General features: G+C 74.2%; 14 protein-coding genes. 5 read left to right on the top strand and 9 right to left on the bottom strand.

What is annotated here, in order from left to right; all coding sequences use genetic code 11:
- Positions 1-171: 171 nt before the first annotated feature.
- Positions 172-1761, bottom strand: coding sequence for a sensor histidine kinase (locus tag ACWGJO_RS10895; protein WP_452183124.1), 1590 nt, complete (start codon positions 1759-1761; stop codon positions 172-174).
- Complete coding sequence (locus tag ACWGJO_RS10890) at positions 1758-2462, bottom strand: response regulator transcription factor (RefSeq protein ID WP_452183123.1); 705 nt, start codon at positions 2460-2462, stop codon at positions 1758-1760. The genes ACWGJO_RS10895 and ACWGJO_RS10890 overlap by 4 nt, the downstream gene beginning before the upstream one ends.
- A 134-nt stretch (positions 2463-2596) precedes the next feature.
- Here ACWGJO_RS10890 and ACWGJO_RS10885 point away from each other — a divergent pair, with 134 nt between their 5' ends.
- The gene (locus ACWGJO_RS10885) at positions 2597-3142 is read left to right on the top strand and encodes a hypothetical protein (RefSeq protein ID WP_452183121.1); all 546 of its coding nucleotides are present in this window, start codon (positions 2597-2599) and stop codon (positions 3140-3142) included.
- Between the two features lie 138 nt (positions 3143-3280).
- Here the strand turns inward: ACWGJO_RS10885 and ACWGJO_RS10880 are convergent, their stop codons facing one another.
- Positions 3281-3823, bottom strand: a complete 543-nt coding sequence (locus tag ACWGJO_RS10880) for a VOC family protein (protein ID WP_452183119.1) — start codon at positions 3821-3823, stop codon at positions 3281-3283.
- A 204-nt stretch (positions 3824-4027) separates the two neighbouring features.
- Here ACWGJO_RS10880 and ACWGJO_RS10875 point away from each other — a divergent pair, with 204 nt between their 5' ends.
- Together ACWGJO_RS10875 and ACWGJO_RS10870 are read left to right on the top strand one after the other, a co-directional pair.
- The gene (locus tag ACWGJO_RS10875) at positions 4028-4606 is read left to right on the top strand and encodes an Lrp/AsnC family transcriptional regulator (RefSeq protein ID WP_452183118.1); all 579 of its coding nucleotides are present in this window, start codon (positions 4028-4030) and stop codon (positions 4604-4606) included.
- A gap of 153 nt (positions 4607-4759) precedes the next feature.
- Positions 4760-5530: a helix-turn-helix domain-containing protein gene (locus ACWGJO_RS10870; RefSeq protein ID WP_380632211.1), complete on the top strand. Its 771-nt coding sequence runs from the start codon at positions 4760-4762 to the stop codon at positions 5528-5530.
- Positions 5531-5574: 44 nt separating this feature from the next.
- Here the strand turns inward: ACWGJO_RS10870 and ACWGJO_RS10865 are convergent, their stop codons facing one another.
- From ACWGJO_RS10865 to ACWGJO_RS10855, 3 genes are all read right to left on the bottom strand, one after another.
- Positions 5575-6381 (bottom strand): S16 family serine protease, encoded by an 807-nt coding sequence (locus ACWGJO_RS10865; RefSeq protein ID WP_452183117.1) that lies wholly within the window; start codon positions 6379-6381, stop codon positions 5575-5577.
- A 39-nt stretch (positions 6382-6420) separates the two neighbouring features.
- Positions 6421-7071: an IclR family transcriptional regulator gene (locus ACWGJO_RS10860; protein ID WP_049654777.1), complete on the bottom strand. Its 651-nt coding sequence runs from the start codon at positions 7069-7071 to the stop codon at positions 6421-6423.
- 352 nt (positions 7072-7423) lie between these two features.
- Positions 7424-9256 carry a DEAD/DEAH box helicase gene (locus ACWGJO_RS10855; protein ID WP_387694897.1) on the bottom strand — a complete coding sequence of 611 codons (1833 nt, stop codon included), beginning with the start codon at positions 9254-9256 and terminating at the stop codon, positions 7424-7426.
- A 312-nt stretch (positions 9257-9568) separates the two neighbouring features.
- On the opposite strand from ACWGJO_RS10855, the gene ACWGJO_RS10850 reads away from it, so the two are divergent.
- Positions 9569-9994, top strand: coding sequence for an SsgA family sporulation/cell division regulator (locus ACWGJO_RS10850; RefSeq protein ID WP_452183116.1), 426 nt, complete (start codon positions 9569-9571; stop codon positions 9992-9994).
- A gap of 115 nt (positions 9995-10109) precedes the next feature.
- On the opposite strand, the gene ACWGJO_RS10845 is transcribed toward ACWGJO_RS10850, so the two are convergent.
- From ACWGJO_RS10845 to ACWGJO_RS10835, 3 genes are read right to left on the bottom strand one after another with little or no spacing between them, the layout of a single operon-like run.
- On the bottom strand, positions 10110-12683 hold the full coding sequence (locus ACWGJO_RS10845) for a rhomboid family intramembrane serine protease (protein WP_452183115.1): 2574 nt from the start codon (positions 12681-12683) through the stop codon (positions 10110-10112).
- Positions 12680-14005: an alpha/beta hydrolase gene (locus ACWGJO_RS10840; protein WP_452183114.1), complete on the bottom strand. Its 1326-nt coding sequence runs from the start codon at positions 14003-14005 to the stop codon at positions 12680-12682. Before ACWGJO_RS10840 ends, ACWGJO_RS10845 begins: the two co-directional genes overlap by 4 nt.
- Positions 14002-14643, bottom strand: a complete 642-nt coding sequence (locus tag ACWGJO_RS10835; protein WP_380351913.1) for a class F sortase — start codon at positions 14641-14643, stop codon at positions 14002-14004. The genes ACWGJO_RS10840 and ACWGJO_RS10835 overlap by 4 nt, the downstream gene beginning before the upstream one ends.
- Positions 14644-15047: 404 nt before the next feature.
- Between ACWGJO_RS10835 and ACWGJO_RS10830 the strand changes: the two genes are divergently transcribed.
- A complete protein-coding gene (locus ACWGJO_RS10830; protein WP_452183113.1) occupies positions 15048-16358 on the top strand; it encodes a hypothetical protein in 1311 nt (436 codons plus the stop codon).
- Positions 16359-16360: the final 2 nt, after the last annotated feature.

Genomic DNA, 16360 nt, shown 5'->3' with positions numbered 1-16360 from the left:
GGCCAACCAGCGACGATACCGGATGCCGTCCGAACGAAACCGGACACGATCAACTACTCAGCGTGACAAAGCGGCTCTGACCGGCCGCCCTCCGTCGCGGGCGGAGCGCGAACGGCCGGAACCAGGACGGGCGGAACCCGGACGGCGGGAACCCGGACGGCGGTCGCTCCCTCACCTCTGGAACAGGGCACCCCGGCTCCGCCGCCGTCCGCCCCGCGCGGGCTCCGCCTCCTGGGGCCCGGTGCGCAGCCGCAGCCGGGTCTCGGCGCCGCCGAGCACCGCGGAGCGGCCGAGCGCGACGTCCCCGCCGGTGGACTCGGCGAGCTTGCGGACGATGTCCAGGCCGAGGCCGGTGGAGCCCTCGCCGCCGTGCCCCTCGCCGCGCTTGAGGGCGGCGGCCGGATCGCTGTACCCCGGCCCGGCGTCGCCGACCAGCACGATCACCGAGCAGTCGGTGGCGAGCACGTCCACCGAGAAGGCGGTGCCGACGGAGGTGTGCCGGAAGACGTTGCCGAGCAGCGCGTCGACGGCGGCCGCGAGGTCCCCGCGCTGGACGGGCACCGGCGCCGCCCGCTCGGCGCCGGCCAGCTGCCAGCGGCGCCCCTCGTCCTCGGCGAGCGCCGACCAGAAGGCGACCCGTTCCCTGATCACCTCGGCGGCGTCGCAGCCGACGGCGACGGCGGGCGCGTCCTCGGGGGCGCGGCGGGCCGAGCGGATGATCTGGTCGACCTCGCGCTCCAGCTGGGCGACCGCGTGCCGGGTGGCGTCGGCCGCGTCGCCCTCGCCGAGCGAGGCGGCGTTGAGCCGCAGCACGGTCAGCGGGGTGCGCAGCCGGTGCGACAGGTCGGCGGCCAGTTCCCGTTCCGCGGCGAGGAGTTGGACCACCCGGTCGGCCATGGTGTTGAAGGCGTGGCCGGCCTCGCGCAGTTCCTCGGGGCTGCCCTCGACCTGCTTGCCCTCCACCGGGACCCGCACGGAGAGGTTCCCGGCGCCGAGCGAGCGGGCGGCGGCGGCGAGCTTGCGCGCGGAGGCGACGATGCGGCTGCCCATCCGGTCGGCGACCAGCACCGAGATGGCGACCAGGCCGAGTGCCACGGCGGAGAGCACCTGCCAGGCCGTGGCGACGCCGCGGGTGAGGTCGCTCTCGGCCACGAACACCTCGACCACCGCGGTCCGCCCGGTGTCCACCGCGACGGGCTGGAGCAGGGCGTACCCACCGGGCACCTTCACGGTGAAGGAGCGGCCCTGCCCGCCGGCCGTGGCCACGTCGGCCGTGGTGGCGCGCCCCTCCCCCAGCATCGGGCCCCCGGGCTCGCCGGTCCCGGCGGCCGCCGTCCCGGGGCCGCCTCCGCCCGGCCCGGCTCCGTCGCCCTCGACGGCGTGGGCCGCGTCGCCGCCGCCTCCGCTCCCGCCGCTCCCGCCGGCGGTTCCACTCCCACCACCGGCTGCCGCGCCGCCGTGGAGCGCGCCGCCGCCCGCCCCGGCGGGCTGCCCGGCCGCCGGAAGGTGCACCGCCATCCGCCCCTGCCCGCCGGCGTCCGTACTGGCCAGCGCCCGGGTGATCGCGTCCTCGTCGGTGGTGATCGCCAGGGCCGGCCCGAGCGCCGCGGCCTGCCGCTCGGCGGCGGTGAAGGCCCGGTCCCGTGCGGTCTGCTGGACCATCAGTCCGAGCGGGATCAGGAAGGCCAGCGCGACCATGGTGGTCCCGGCGACGGCGGCCTTGATCAGGGCCCAGCGCAGCGAGCGCCCGAACCGCCTCATGTCCGGTGCTCCGCCGCGCCCCCGACGGCTTCCAGCCGGACCCCGACGCCCCGGACGGTGTGCAGGTAGCGGGGGTTGGAGGCGGTCTCGCCGAGCTTGCGGCGCAGCCAGGAGAGGTGGACGTCGATGGTCTGGTCGCCGCCGTAGGTCTGCTGCCATACCTCGGCGAGGATCTCCTTGCGGGGCACCACCACGCCGGGCCGGGCCGCCAGGAAGGCCAGCAGGTCGAACTCACGGCGGGTCAGGTCGAGCGGGCTCCCGTCGAGCGCGGCCTCCCGCCGCTGGAGGTCGATGGCCAGTCCGCCGACCCGCAGCACCTGGGCGACGGGCGCCGCGCCGCTGCCGAAGCGGCGCAGCACGGCGGCCATCCGGGCGCTGAGGTGCTCCCCGGAGAAAGGTTTCACCAAGTAGTCGTCGGCGCCGTCGTTGAGCAGCCGGATGATCTCGGCCTCGTCGTCCCGGGCGGTGGAGATGATCACCGGCACATTGGTCAGGCCCCGGATCATCTTGAGCGCCTCGCTGCCGTCCAGGTCGGGCAGTCCGAGGTCGAGGATCACCAGGTCGCAGCCGACCTGGGCGACCTCCCGCAGCGCCTCCAGAGCCGTGCCCACGCTGCGGACCGCGTGACCGGTGTCGGTCAGGTGGCGGATGAGGGCGGAGCGTACGAAGGGGTCGTCCTCGACCACGAGCACTGTTGCCATGGGCCTGCACGGTACGCCATCGCCGGTCAGTGGTCTGTACCACGGGGGTGGGTCCGGACATTGTGCAACTGCCCTGCCGAATACCGGGGGTGCCGGTCTCCATCCGTTTGGAAATACGGCAGGATGTGCGGACGATGCGGAACGGACTGGTACAGCTCGGCGCCTGGGCGGCGGCCACCGGGGCGGCGGTGGCGCTGTCCTGGCTCGGCGTGCACGCGGTGCTGACCGGCGCCGCGTTCGAGCAGCCCACGGCGATCGCGCTGCCCTCCCCGAAGGCCGAGGGCACGCCGCACTCCGCGCCGGCCACGCCGGACCAGCCGCGCTCCACCGCACCGTCCACGCCCCCTTCCCCGGCGGCCTCCCCGACCACCACCGCCGCCACCGCCCCGCACGGCCCGGCTCCCGCCACCACCGCCGCGTCGCCCGGCCGCCGGCCCGCCCCCACCGCCGCCGCGACGTCCACGGTGAAGAGCTACCCGATCCCCGGCGGCAAGGTCGCGCTGGACCTGAAGCCGGACCGGGCCACCCTGGTGTCCGCCGCCCCGGACCCGGGCTGGCAGATGCAGGTGTGGACCGACGGCCAGTGGCTGCGGGTCGACTTCACCCGCGGCAACGAGGCCAACTCGGTCTTCGCCTCCTGGAACGGCCACGCGCCGATCGTGGAGACGGTGGTCCGCTGACGCGCGGACCCCGACGCCCCGACACCCCGACGCCCCGACACCCCGACGCCCCGACGCCCCGTCAGGCGACGGGCGGCGGCACCGCCGGCCGTCGCGGCGCGAGCGGTCGGCCGGCGGACGGTCGCACGGCGGGCGCCGTCAGAAGCCGTCGCACGGCACGTACCCCGGCAGGTACGGCCCCACATACCCCGCCCGGTCCACCAGCGTGTGCCTGGTCCCGCCCGGCACGCCGATGGTGGCCAGCACCACCGCGCCGTAGTCGTCCCGCACCTCGTAGGGCTCGGCCAGCGACAGCGCGCCCCGGTCCACCGCGTAGTCGTAGGCGTAGTAGACGTCCGGCACGCTCACCGTGAGGTCCAGCACCCCGTCCCCGTACCGGTCGAGGTACGCGGTCAGCTCCCGGCCGCGCGGGCCGGTGGTCCGCACCGGGGAGGTGAGCACGATCCGCGTTCCCGGCGCGGCGAGCACGTACGAGAGGGTCTCCGGGTCCCCGGTCATCGGCCCGGCGTACGCGGTACAGCGCAGCCCGAGCGCGGCGCAGTAGCGGCGGGCCGCCCGCTCGGCGTCGGCGACCGCGAAGACCACCGCGTCGGCGCGGCCCATCGGCAGCGGCCCCTCCTCCGCGGGGTCCGGTGCGAGGCCGGCCCCGAACAGGACGGGTTCGGCGGCGGTGTCGGTCATGACTGCCCTCCCGGTAGGCGTACGGACCATCCTGGCCGTCCCGGGCACCGGGGGTGGGGCCCTGCGCACGGGGGTGTGGCTGGAGGGTGGCGCCGGTCCGACCTGCGCGCAACTGTTCCGTTTCCTCCTGGTCAAGCTGTGCCCCGGAACGGGAGAATCGGCCGCGCCGCTGTACAGAATGCCCACCACAGGACGGTGCCGTCGATGCCCCCCGCTCACGTCCCGAGCTCCCCCGGCTCGCCCAACTCCGCCGCTCCGCAGGGGTCTTCCGCCGCCCCGCAAGGCCCTTCCGCCGCCCCGGCGGGCAGCACCAACGACGCCATCGACATCCTGGACGGCCGGCTGATCCGGCTGCTCGCCGAGGAGCCCCGGATCGGGGTGCTGGAGTGCTCGCGCCGGCTGCAGGTCGCCCGGGGCACCGTGCAGGCCCGGCTGGACCGGCTCCAGGCCAAGGGCGTGATCGGCGGTTTCGGCCCGGAGGTGGACCCGGCGGCGATCGGCTACCCGGTGACGGCCTTCGCCACGCTGGAGATCTCCCAGGGCCAGGGCGCGGACGTGCGGGCGCACCTGGCGAGCGTGCCGGAGGTGCTGGAGCTGCACACCATCACCGGGATCGGGGACATGCTGGTGCGGATCGTGGCCCGGTCCAACGCCGATCTGCAGCGGGTGATCGACCGGGTGCTGGGCTTCGACGGGATCGTCCGCTCGTCCACGGCGATCGTGCTGGAGAACCCGGTGCCGTACCGGATCCTGCCGCTGGTCGACCAGGCCGCCGCCGAGTAGGAGGATCGGATCGGTCCGACGCGCCGATTCGGGCATATGCGTGAGGCGCCGACGGCCGCAAGATTTCTATATGAACGTTCTACTACCTCTCGCGCCGCCCTCCGGTCCGCTGATACCCGCGGCCGCCGCGCCCCGCGCCGGGTCGGCCCCGGCATGACGAACGCGGTCGCGGCCGTCGGTACCGCCCCCACCCTCATCGCCTCCGCCCAGCGCGCCCTGCGCCTGCTGGAGGCGGCCGCCCGCTACCCCAAGGGCGCCACCGCCAAGCAGCTCGCCCGGGACACCGATCTCGCCCTGGGCACCGCCTACCACCTGCTGCGCACCCTGGTGCACGACCACTACCTGGAACGCCGCAGCGGGCTCTACCGGACCGGCCCCGCGGTCGCCGGGCTGATCCGGGACGACGGCCCGGCGACCGGCCGGGCCCGGCTCCGGACGCTGCTGGGCGTGCTCGCCGACGAACTGTCCGCCGCCGTCTACTTCACCTGGTACCGGCACGGCGAGGTGGAACTGGTCGAGGCCGCCGAGGCCCCCGGCGCGCCGCTGGTCGACCGGCACGACTTCCGGGCCGGCGCGCACGCCCACGCGGCCGGCAAGACCCTGCTGGCCCTGATGACGGCCGAGGAGCGCCGGGCCCACCTGGCCCGCCACCCGATGGTGCCGTTCACCCCGTACACCCTGCGGGACCCGGCCTGCCTGCCGCTGCTGCCGCGCCAGGGCCCGCGGCGGGCCGTCCCGATCACCCAGTTCCAGGAGTACGCGCTCGGTACGGCGGGGGCGGCGGTACCGGTCGTCGCGGGCACCGGCATCGGCGCGATCTCGGTCTCCCTGCCGATGGCCCAGGCCCACCGGCTGGCCGGGATCGCCGCCCGGCTGAGCACCCGGGTGGGCGAGGACTTCGCCGAGATGGCCTTCGGGGTCTGACCCCGCCGACCGGGCCGGCCCCGTGCGGGAGGGGCGGCGCCCGGTCAGCAGGAGGGGACGCTGCCGCCGCTCCTCAGCGCCTGGAGGGCGGAGACCGACTCGGCGAGGGTGCCGACCGGCACCAGGCGCAGCGACGCCGGGGTGTTCACCTTGGCGTCCGCGCACTCGTCCTTGGGCAGCAGGAACACCGTCGCGCCGTCCCGGGCGGCCGCCTGCGTCTTCAGCGGGACGCCGCCGACCGGGCCGACGGTGCCGTCCTTGTCGATGGTGCCGGTGCCGGCGACGGTGAGCCCGCCGGTGAGGTCGCCGCCCTTGCCGTCGCCGGCCAGCTTGTCGACGATGCCCAGCGCCAGCATCTGGCCGGCGCTCGGCCCACCGACCTCGCCCAGGTCGACCTTGACCTTCACCTGGTCCGGCGACAGGTGGAGGTAGCCCAGCGCGGCCGCGGTGGCGGCGTCCTGCGACTCGGCCATCTGCTGGGCGGTCGCCTCGTCGGCCTTCACCGGGTTGCTCTCCGGGTAGACCGTCTCGGTCGGGCGCACCGCCTCCTCGGGGTCGAACCACGCCTGCAGCGAGCGCCAGAAGGTGTTCTTCTGCCCCGGGTTGGTCGCCGTGATGGTGACCATCCGCAGCTCGCCCTCGGTGGTGCGCAGCGGCGCCCCGGTGATGGTGAGCACCGGCTTGCCCTGGTACGAGCCCAGCGTGTCCGCGGTCAGGCCCGGCCAGGTGAGGGTGTACGGCAGCGGAACGAAGGCGGCCACGCCGAACAGCGCGGCGACCAGCACCCCGCACAGCGCGAGCGCGCGGGTCCGCGGGGTGGTGAGGGCCTTGGGGAGCTTGGTGTCGGACACAAGGGGAATCCAAACACACCCGACACCCGTGTGCGGGCGCTACCTCAGGGCGTCGGCCACCTCGGTCGCCGCCTCCACCACCCGGGGGCCGACCCGCTCGGGCACCATGCCGTTCAGCATCACCACGCCGACGCTGCCCTCGATGCCGCTCAGCCCGACCAGTGCGGCGGCCGCCCCGCTCGCCCCGGACTGCTCCTCCGCACGGGTGATGACGAAGCCCTGCTCGGGCCGGCGCTGGCTGGGGAAGGTGCGCGCCTCCAGGATCGCCCGGCCGGCCGCGCTCTCGGTGAGCGGGTGGCGCAGGCCCGTCCGGTAGGCGACGTGGAAGTCGGTCCAGCTGGGCTCGACCACGGCGACGGCCAGCGCCTCGTTGCCGTCCACCAGGGTCAGGTGGGCGGTGGCGCCGAGGTCCTCGGCGAGGCTGCGCAGGGCCGGCAGCGCGGCCTCGCGCAGCAGCGGGTGCACCCGGTGCGCGAGGCGCAGCACGCCGAGGCCCACCCGGGCACGCCCGCCGATGTCCCGGCGGACCAAGCCGTGCTGTTCCAGGGTGGCCAGCAGCCGGTAGACCACCGTCCGGTTGACGGCCAGCCGGGCGGCCAGCTCGGTCACGGTGAGCCCTCGCTCGGAGTCGGCGAGGAGCTTGAGGACCCGGACGCCGCGGTCCAGGGTCTGGGAGGTCTCGGCAGTCACGACGGGCAATCCTTTCCGCGGCGCTCGCAGGGCGGGCGGCGCCGTTCCAAGGTCGGTGTCGCGCGCAGGTGGGGGTGGCCGCGCTCGGGCCGCACGGCGTCGTCCTTGACGCGCACGGCCCCGCGACGCCGTCCCGCGGGGGTTGCCCGGCGGAAGAGCGTGGGGGAAAGGTAGTGAAGGAAATGACGCGACGGAAGTGGTTGTCCAAAATTCGGGCGTGATCAACTTCAACACCGGCTCGAATTCCGGACAAACCTCCGCGATTCGCCGGGTGCGTCGGGGTGCGGGAGCGCCCCCGGTCCGATGACCGGACGCGCCCCCGGTCCGCCGGCCGGGCGCGCTCGCGGCTCCGCTACTTGGCCCACTCCCGGATCTTCGCGATCCGCGCGTTGAGCTGGTTGACGGTGGCCTGCGCGGTGAGCGGCCCGCCGCACTGGCGGCGCAGCTCGTTGTGGATGGTGCCGTGCGGCTGACTGGTGCGGTGGTGCCAGGCGGCGACCAGCGCGTTCAGCTCCTTGCGCAGCTCCCGCAGTTCCTGGTGGGTGACCACCGGCCGCTGCTCGGCCGGCAGCTCCAGCAGGTCGGCCTCCTCGGCGGGCTTGGTCTTGCTGCGCTGGATCTGCCGGTGCTGGCGCTTCTGGAGCAGCATCTGCACCTGGTCCGGCTCCAGCAGGCCCGGGATGCCGAGGTAGTCCTCCTCCTCCTCGCTCCCCGGGTGGGCCTGCATGCCGAACTCCATGGCGTTGTACAGCACCCGGTCGAAGACCGCGTCGGAGCCCAGCGCCTCGTAGGAGAACTCCTCGCCGCCGGCGCCGTCCGGGCCGTCGTTGGCCCGTTCGGCCTCGGCGAGCAGCCGGTCCTCCTCGTCGAAGAGGCCCTCGCCCTCCTTCTTCGGCCGGTCCAGCACGTGGTCGCGCTGGAGCTCCATCTCGTTGGCGAAGCCCAGCAGCAGCGGGATGGTCGGCAGGAACACGGAGGCGGTCTCGCCGCGCTTGCGGGCGCGCACGAAGCGGCCGACGGCCTGGGCGAAGAACAGCGGGGTGGAGATCGAGGTCGCGTACACCCCGACGCTGAGCCGGGGCACGTCGACGCCCTCGGACACCATGCGGACGGCGACCATCCAGCGCGAGGTCCCCTCCGCGAAGTCGGAGATCCGCTTGGACGCCTCGGCCTCGTCCGAGAGCACCAGGGTGACCTTCTCGCCGCTGATCTCGCGCAGCATCTTGGCGTAGGCCCGGGCCACGTTCTGGTCGGTGGCGATGACCAGCCCGCCGGCGTCCGGGATCGCCTTGCGGACCTCGGTGAGGCGCCGGTCGGCGGCCTGGAGCACGGCCGGGATCCACTCGCCCTGCGGGGACAGCGCGGTGCGCCAGGCCTGGGCGATCAGGTCCTTGGTCATCGGCTCGCCGAGCCGGGCCTCCAGCTCGTCGCCGGACTTGGTGCGCCAGCGCATGTTGCCGCTGTAGCTGAGGAAGATGACCGGGCGGACGACGTGGTCGGCCAGCGCGTGCCCGTAGCCGTAGGTGTAGTCGGCGACGGACTTGCGGATGCCGTCGCCGCCCGCCTCGTACGCCACGAACGGGATCGGGTTGGTGTCGGAGCGGAACGGCGTACCGGTCAGCGCCAGTCGGCGGGTGGCCGGCTCGAAGGCCTCGAAGCAGGCCTCGCCCCAGGACTTGGAGTCACCGGCGTGGTGGATCTCGTCCATGATCACGAGGGTCTTGCGGGCCTCGGTCCGGTTGCGGTGCAGCATCGGGTTGACCCCGACGCCCGCGTAGGTGACCACGATGCCGTGGTACTCCCGGGACAGCGGCCCGGAGGAGTACGCCGGGTCCAGCTTGATGCCTATCCGCGCGGCGGCCTCGGCCCACTGCTTCTTCAGGTGCTCGGTCGGCGCGACGACGGTCACCTGCTGCACCAGGTGGTTGTGCAGCAGGTACGAGGCCAGGGTGAGCGCGAAGGTGGTCTTGCCTGCGCCCGGGGTGGCGACCGCGAGGAAGTCGCGCGGCTGCGTCTCGATGTACTTGTCCAGCGCGCCCTGCTGCCAGGCCCGCAGCTTGCCCGCGGTGCCCCACGGGGCGCGGCCGGGGAAGGCCGGGGAGAGGTGGTGCGAACCGGCGGGCGCGCCATGGCCGGCGGATCGGGCGGGCGCCTGCGACTCCGGTGCGTCGGAGAACAGCGGCATCGAGGAGGCGGCGGCAGTACTCACGGTCTCCGAGGGGGGATCATCGCAGGTCAGAGGCGGTTTAGCAGCCTCGCCCCGCGGTCGGGCGGCGATCGGGCAACCCGCCCAGCGTACCGGGTCCGACACCGTTCGGGCCTCCGGGCGAGGCGCCGCGCCCGGCCCGCGCGGCCGGAAATCGATGTGACCCGGATCACATCGGATACCTCGTGAAACCCGGTAATCGACACCCGTCCCGGGACTCTCACCAGGGTGAGGCCGCACCGACCCCACCTGCCGCACCGCGGCCTCGCACCGAACCGAAGGGACCCACCCGTGCGCACCGTCGAAGAGCCCGTCCAGGCCCGTCTGATCCTCTCCCCCCACCGCTCGGTCCGGCTGCGGGTGGTGCTCTCCTACCTGCCGGAGGACCCGCTGGCCGTCCGGATGGCCTTCCCCGCCGAGTTCTCGCTGGACGAGCCCGCCGAACGCCGGGGCTCCGGGGACATCGTCTGGATCTTCGCGCGCCAGCTGCTCTCGGCCGGTATCGAGCTGCCGGCCGGCGTCGGCGACGTCCACGTCCGGCCTGCGGTCGGCCGGCGCACCATGGTCGAGCTGCGGGCCCCCGAGGGCATCGCGCTGCTCCAGTTCGACACGGCCGACCTGCGCCGCTTCCTGTGGCGCAGCCGGCTGCTCGTCCCCGAGGGCGAGGAGCACCTGCACCTGGACGCCGACCGCGCGCTCGCCCAGCTGCTCGGCTGACGGGCGCGGTGGCGTCCGGAAGCGCCCCGCGCTTCCGGCCACCCGCGTCCGTCGGCGGCGACCCGGGTCCGGGGCCCGGGAAGCCCGTGCGGTCGCCCGCCCGCCTCGGGGCGGATCAGCTCGACAGCTTGCGCATCAGCCGGACGCCCTGGGCCGCCGTCAGGTGCGGCAGGTACGCCTTGCCGATCGCCCGGGTGATGCCGGGCAGCGCGGCCGGGTCGGGGTACGCCATGTACATCGGCCGGTACTCCGGCTGGAACTTCGCCTTGAAGGCCAGCAGCGAGCGGAAGCCGTACACCGGCTCCAGCACCTTGCCCATCCAGTCCAGCATCCGCTGCAGCCCGGTGGGCTCCTCGTCCTGCCCGGTGCGGGCCAGCGGCGCGCCCGACAGCGACAGGAAGCGCGCGCCCTCCTCCTTGAAGCCGAGCGCGGCCGAGGCGATCAGGAACTCGCTGACGCCGCGGAAGCCGTCCGAGCGCCGGCGCATGAAGTCCAGCGTCCAGCCGACCGGCACACCGTCCTCGTACACCGGCATCCAGCTGGTCAGCCCGTGCACCACCCGCTGCTCGTCCACCGCGATCAGCACCCGCACGTCCGGGTCGTCCAGCTCCGCCAGCCCGCCGAGCGTGAAGCCCATCTCCGGCAGGCCCTTCTCGGAGACCCACTCCTCGGAGATCGCCCGGATCTGCTCCCGCAGGGCGAGCGGCGCCTCGTGGTACGCCCACCACTCCGCGGAGATGCCCTGCTTGCCGGCCTTGTTGAGGGCGGTGCGGATGTCCTGCCACTTGCGGCCGGTGAAGGCCAGCTCGGGCAGCGGCACCACGGTGTCCTCGGCGACCTGCAGCGAGCGCCAGCCGAGCTGCGCGGCGGCGTCCCTGGTCTCGCCGCAGACGCTGTAGAAGCACGGCGTCCAGCCGCGCGCGTCGCAGTACCGGGCGAAGCCGGCCACCGCCCCGGCGCGGTCCTCCGGCGCGCCGAACGGGTCGCCGGTGGTCAGCGCGACGGTGCCCACCACCCGGTAGGCGACGGCCGCCCGGCCCTGCTCGTCGAACCAGTAGTGGTTGCCGTCCCAGGTGGCGATGAACGAGAGCGTCCCGCCGCCGTGCTCGGTCAGCAGCGCCCGCGCACGGCCGGCCGCCGCCGCGTCGGTGTGCAGCACCGGACGGCGGAAGACGGAGAGCAGCACGGCCAGCGCGACCGCCCAGAACGCCAGCCCGCAGTACGTCTCCAGGAAGCGCGCCACCGGCCCGACCGCGATCGGGTAGTCCGGCAGCAGGTCGTTGTACGCGGGCGGCAGGAACTGGGCCGGCAGCCCGGCCACCAGCCGGCGGGCGGTCGCCCCCGGCTCGAACTCCCCGGCCGCCAGCCGCCCGACCCCCACGTAGGCGGCCGCGGAGGCGAGCGCCGCGCCGCCGAGCACCAGGGCCAGCCGGCGCACCGAGCTGCCGGACAGCCGCAGCGGGAAGCGCTTGCGGGTGGCCACCAGCAGGGCGGTGGTCAGCAGCGGCAGCAGCAGCGCCTCGACGAAGTACTGCACCACGTCCCGGCTCACCGGCCCGGCGTCCAGGTACAGCCAGCACAGCAGCGCCGCCCAGAGCAGCTCGGTGGCCACGGTGACCAGCCAGGCCAGCCGCAGCCCCCGGCGCAACCCCTCGGCGAGCACCAGCAGCAGCGCCGGGAAGAGCGCGGCCATCATCCGGCCCGGGGTGTCGAAGATCCGGACGACGGCGTGCGCGCGGGCGCAGTCGTGCGCCGACAGCGCGCAGAAGTCGGCGACCTCGTCCGGGCTGAGCCGGTGCGAGAAGTACAGCTCGGAGAAGGTGTTGAACGGTCCGCTGGCGTTGTCGTACAGCGAGGCGAGCAGCGGCCCGAAGGCGGCGGCGACCAGGCAGAGCGCGACCAGCACCCGGGTCTCGGAGTGCGAGGAGCGGTGCGTGCGCAGGTGCGGGCGGCCCCGGCTGACCAGCGCGCCCAGGCCGAGCCCGGCCAGCGCGGCGGCGCACCGCTGGACGCTCTGCAGGTGGCCCACGTACAGCGTCATCACCAGCGGGACGAGCAGCACCAGCAGGTGCAGCCGGCGGCGCCAGAGCACGGTGAGCCGGTACCCGAGGACCCCCGCCAGCGCGAACACGCCGACGCCGGGGCCGACCGAGATCTGGTCGGCCACCGAGGCGGTCCACTGCTCCCCCGCCGAGGAGCCGAAGGCGACCAGCGCGGTGCCCAGCAGGGTGCCGACGACCTGCCCGCCGACCAGCACCGCGAGGGTGCGCGGCCGCCCGAGCCGGTGCTCGGCGGCCGGGCCGACCAGGAGCAGCAGCAGGCTGGTGAACACGTACGAGCCGCTGCCGGAGCACCAGAACATCGAGGTGACCGGCGTCCACCAGTGGCCCTCGGCCAGCGTGGGCAGGCCGATCCCGGCCCGGTCCAGCAGCCGGTCGGACGGGCCGTGGCCCAGGCTCCCGGTGGCCGCGCCGAGCAGCCAGAGCCCGGCCAGCAGGGTCAGCGTCAGCGGCGCCGAGCGCAGCCGGGAGCCGAGCGCCCTGGCCGCCCGCCGGACCCGCTGCGGGCGCGGCTCCGCGGTGCGGGTGACCGGGGCCCGGTCGGTGCCGCGCTCGGCCGTGCGCTCCGCGTCCGGCCCCGGCTTGCGCTGCTCGCCGACGGTGGCCAGCGCGGTCCCCGCCCCGGTCACCGCGTCAGCCCGGTCTGCTGGGCGAGCCACGGGAGCTGCTGGACGATGCCGGGGCGGAAGACGACCCAGCCGTGGCCGCCCGGCATCAGGTCGAACTTGGCCTTCATTCCGGCCGCCTGCGCGGCCCGGTAGACCTTCTCCATCTGCGGTCTGAACTCCTCGTCGGTCTCGCCGACGACCAACGCGACGTTGGTGTCCGGGAATTTCCTGCGGGTCATCACCTGGAGCGGATCGACCGCGTCGAACTTCTTCTCGTCACCGCCGAAGGCGGCCTTGACGGTCTGTTCCCGGCTGCCCAGGGTCGGTTCCTCCTGCCCGGACATGTCGAGGACGGTGCCGTACACGTCGGGCGCGTTGACGCCGAGCTGGAGCGCGCAGGTGCCGCCCATCGAGGCGCCCCCGATCGCCCACGCGGTGCGGCCGGTCGCGGCCTGGAGGTTCTGGTGGACCCAGTCCGGCACGTCCACGGCCAGGTACGTCTGGGTCTTGGCGATCTTGGAATCGAGGCAGAGCGTGTTGGCCCAGGTGGAGCCGAGCTGATCGGGCATCACCACGATCGGCGCGAGGCCGCCGTGGTCCGCGGCGAAGGCGTCCAGCGCCTCGTTGATCTGCGCGGAGAGCACCCAGTCCCCCGGGACACCGGGCTGGCCGGTGATCATCACGACCACCGGCAGCAGCGGCCGCGGGGTGGCCTGGTAGGCGGGCGGGAGGTAGACGTACGCGTCGCGGGCCTTGAAGCCCGACTTGGTGCCGGGGATCGGAACCACCGAGACGGTGCCCTTCTCCGGCAGGTCCGCCGGGGGCTTCCAGACCTCCTCCAGCGACTTGCCGGGCGGGGCGCTCATGGTCTGGCCCGCCTTGGTGGCGACCAGCCCGTCGGTCCTGGTCAGCCAGGGCGCCAGCATCACGCGCCCGCTCGGGAACTGGCCGAAGCCGATGTTGACCTCGGAGGAGGACATCAGCAGCACCAGGCCGCTCAGGCCCAGCGCGAGCCCCCGGCGCCGCCAGGTGAGCCGGCGCAGCCGGTAGCCGACCAGGCAGAGCCCGAGCAGGGCGACGGCTATCCACCAGGTGACGTACCGGGGAGTGCCCTCGGGGAAGGGGTGCCACCAGCCGTCGACGACCACGTCCAGCAGCCAGCTGAGCGCGGCCGCGGTGAACAGCGCGGCGGGTAGGCGGACCCGCCACCAGCTGCGGCCGCGGCCGATGGCTAGCGCGAACAGCGCCGCCCAGCCTGCCGCCAGCACGGCGTGCGGGATCAGGCCCTCGGTGAGCGGCCAGTCGATCGGGTTCCAGCGGGAGGCAAGGGTCAGCGTGGTCATGCGGCTTTGCCCGGCGGGGTGGTGTCGGCCAGGAAACCGTAGGCGACGACGTTGCCGTCGTAGCCGTGTTCCTCACTGTACGAACCGCCGCAGGTGATGACCCGCAGCTGTGCGTCAGCGGCCTGACGATAGACCCGGTCGTCCGGGAAGTCCTTTCGGTCGTGCACTTCGATGGCGTAGAGCTGGTAGACGGCGGTGGCGCCGTCCGCCCGGGCGATCTCGATCCGATCCCCGCGACGGAGCGCGCCCAGATGATAGAAGACCGCGGGGCCGGCCTTGTTGTCGACGTGTCCTGCCAGGATCGCGGTGCCGCGCTGACCGGGGCTGGCCCCGCCGCGGTACCAGCCCGCCAGGTTGCGGTCCGCCTCGGGCGGGGTCTGGAGACGGCCGGCGCCGTCCAGCCCGAGCGCGGTGACCGGGGCGTCCAGCCGCACCGCCGGGATGCGGATCCGGGTCGGCGCGGACGGGCCGAGCGGCGGCACGATCGAGACCGGCGCGATCCCGGCCTGGGCCTGGCCGGCCCCCGGCGCGGGCGGCAGCGACGAACCTCCGTCGTGCAGCAGCCAGGCGCCGAGGACCAGCGCGGCCCCGGCCGCCAGGGTGCCCGGCCACGGGCCCCTGCTCTGCTGGACGCCCATGGGCGCTCCCCTCTGCCGACGGAACCCCTCTTCCTGGGAGTTTCCTGGGAACAATTCAACCGGAACGGACTGTAAGGCACGTCCATACGACGGTCGTACCGGCACCCGCCGATCGGCAGGGCGGACGGCCTCTTTTCTGCGCCGCGTGGGCGCCCGGTCGCGGAGCGCGACGACCGCCCCTCGCGCGCGATCGCCGCGGGTGCACGCCCGACACGAGCTACCGACGGTTCAACGGACCCGATCGGTTGCGTCGTTCGAGCGATCACTCACGAGCTCGCGCTGCGCCTCTTCGACCGGCCCCGCCCTCGTGCCATGCTGACCCGGTTACGGGTTGTATCACCCACTTGTCCGACCGGACTCCGCACTCCCGCACGCCGCCCGCCCGCCCCACGAACGGAGTGACCATGGAAGCCCTCTCACGCCGCACCCTGCTGACGGCCGGCGCCGCCACCGCAGCCACCCTGGCGGCCGGGTGCGGCAGCAACCACGCCACCGGCGAGGAGCGGACGACCGACAGCGCCGCGTCGGCCACCGGAGCGGCCGACGAGCAGGGCGCCACTCCGGCCCCGGCCCCGCTCCCCCGGCCGCAGCCGGTCCTGATCGGTGACGGCTCCACCTCGGACACCGGCGCCCAGCCGCACCAGCCCGTCCCCGACCGGCTGCAGCCCGGCCGGCGCCCGCCGCAGTTCGTGGTCTTCTCCTGGGACGGCGCGGGCGAGCTCGACAACGGCCTGTTCGCCCGCTTCCGCCGGCTGGCCCGGGACCACGACGCGAAGATGACCTTCTTCCTCAGCGGCCTCTACCTGCTGCCCGAGTCCAAGAAGGACCTCTACCGCCCGCCGCAGCACAAGGCCGGCGCCTCCGACATCGGCTACCTGAGCGACCAGCACATCCGCGACACCCTGGAGAACGTGCACGCGGCCTGGCTGGAGGGCCACGAGATCGGGACCCACTTCAACGGCCACTTCTGCGGCTCCACGGGCGTCGGCGCGTGGTCCCCGGAGGAGTGGGACAGCGAGATCCAGCAGGCGATGGACTTCGTGACGAACTGGCGCACCAACACCGGCTTCACCGACCTGCCCGCACTGCCCTTCGACTACCGCAAGGAGCTGATCGGCAGCCGCACCCCCTGCCTGGAGGGCCAGCGCAACCTGCTGCCCACCGCGGTCAGGCGCGGCTGGCGCTACGACAGCAGCGGCAACGGCACCCAGGTGTGGCCGCAGAAGATCCAGGGCGGCGCGCTGTGGGACCTCCCGCTGCAGTCCATCCCGTTCCCCGGGCACACCTTCCAGGTGCTCTCGATGGACTACAACATCATGTACAACCAGTGCGGCCCCAACACCAAGGCCGACCCGGCGCTCCACCCCGGCTTCCAGACCCAGGCCCGCGACGCCTACCTGATGGGGTTCGACCGCACCTACAACGGCAACCGGGCGCCGTACGTCATCGGCAACCACTTCGAGGAGTGGAACGGCGGCATCTACATGAACGCCGTCGAGGACGTCCTCAGGACCATCGCGGACAAGCCGGAGGTCCGGCTGGTCTCCTTCCGGCAGCTGGTCGACTGGCTGGACGCCCAGGACCCGGCGGTGCTGCGCAAGCTCCAGACCCTCGCTCCGGGGCAGTCCCCGGCCGGCGGCTGGGAGGCCTTCCTCGGCGCCCCGGCGGGGGCCGCGCCCCCCGCCACGGCCCCCGCCGGCGCCACCGCCGGCTGACC

The sequence above is a fragment of the Kitasatospora sp. NPDC054795 genome, from assembly GCF_053611565.1.
The sequence above is the reverse complement of the archived record's forward strand: the minus strand, read 5'-3'. Positions and strand labels throughout refer to the sequence as shown.

Excerpts from the sequence above, each read along its gene's own strand:
- ACWGJO_RS10895 (WP_452183124.1), bottom strand. The coding sequence starts at position 1,761 with ATGAGGCGGTTCGGGCGCTCGCTGCGCTGGGCCCTGATCAAGGCCGCC.
- ACWGJO_RS10890 (WP_452183123.1), bottom strand. The coding sequence starts at position 2,462 with ATGGCAACAGTGCTCGTGGTCGAGGACGACCCCTTCGTACGCTCCGCC.
- ACWGJO_RS10885 (WP_452183121.1), top strand. The coding sequence starts at position 2,597 with ATGCGGAACGGACTGGTACAGCTCGGCGCCTGGGCGGCGGCCACCGGG.
- ACWGJO_RS10880 (WP_452183119.1), bottom strand. The coding sequence starts at position 3,823 with ATGACCGACACCGCCGCCGAACCCGTCCTGTTCGGGGCCGGCCTCGCA.
- ACWGJO_RS10875 (WP_452183118.1), top strand. The coding sequence starts at position 4,028 with ATGCCCCCCGCTCACGTCCCGAGCTCCCCCGGCTCGCCCAACTCCGCC.
- ACWGJO_RS10870 (WP_380632211.1), top strand. The coding sequence starts at position 4,760 with ATGACGAACGCGGTCGCGGCCGTCGGTACCGCCCCCACCCTCATCGCC.
- ACWGJO_RS10855 (WP_387694897.1), bottom strand. The coding sequence starts at position 9,256 with ATGCCGCTGTTCTCCGACGCACCGGAGTCGCAGGCGCCCGCCCGATCC.
- ACWGJO_RS10840 (WP_452183114.1), bottom strand. The coding sequence starts at position 14,005 with ATGACCACGCTGACCCTTGCCTCCCGCTGGAACCCGATCGACTGGCCG.
- ACWGJO_RS10835 (WP_380351913.1), bottom strand. The coding sequence starts at position 14,643 with ATGGGCGTCCAGCAGAGCAGGGGCCCGTGGCCGGGCACCCTGGCGGCC.
- ACWGJO_RS10830 (WP_452183113.1), top strand. The coding sequence starts at position 15,048 with ATGGAAGCCCTCTCACGCCGCACCCTGCTGACGGCCGGCGCCGCCACC.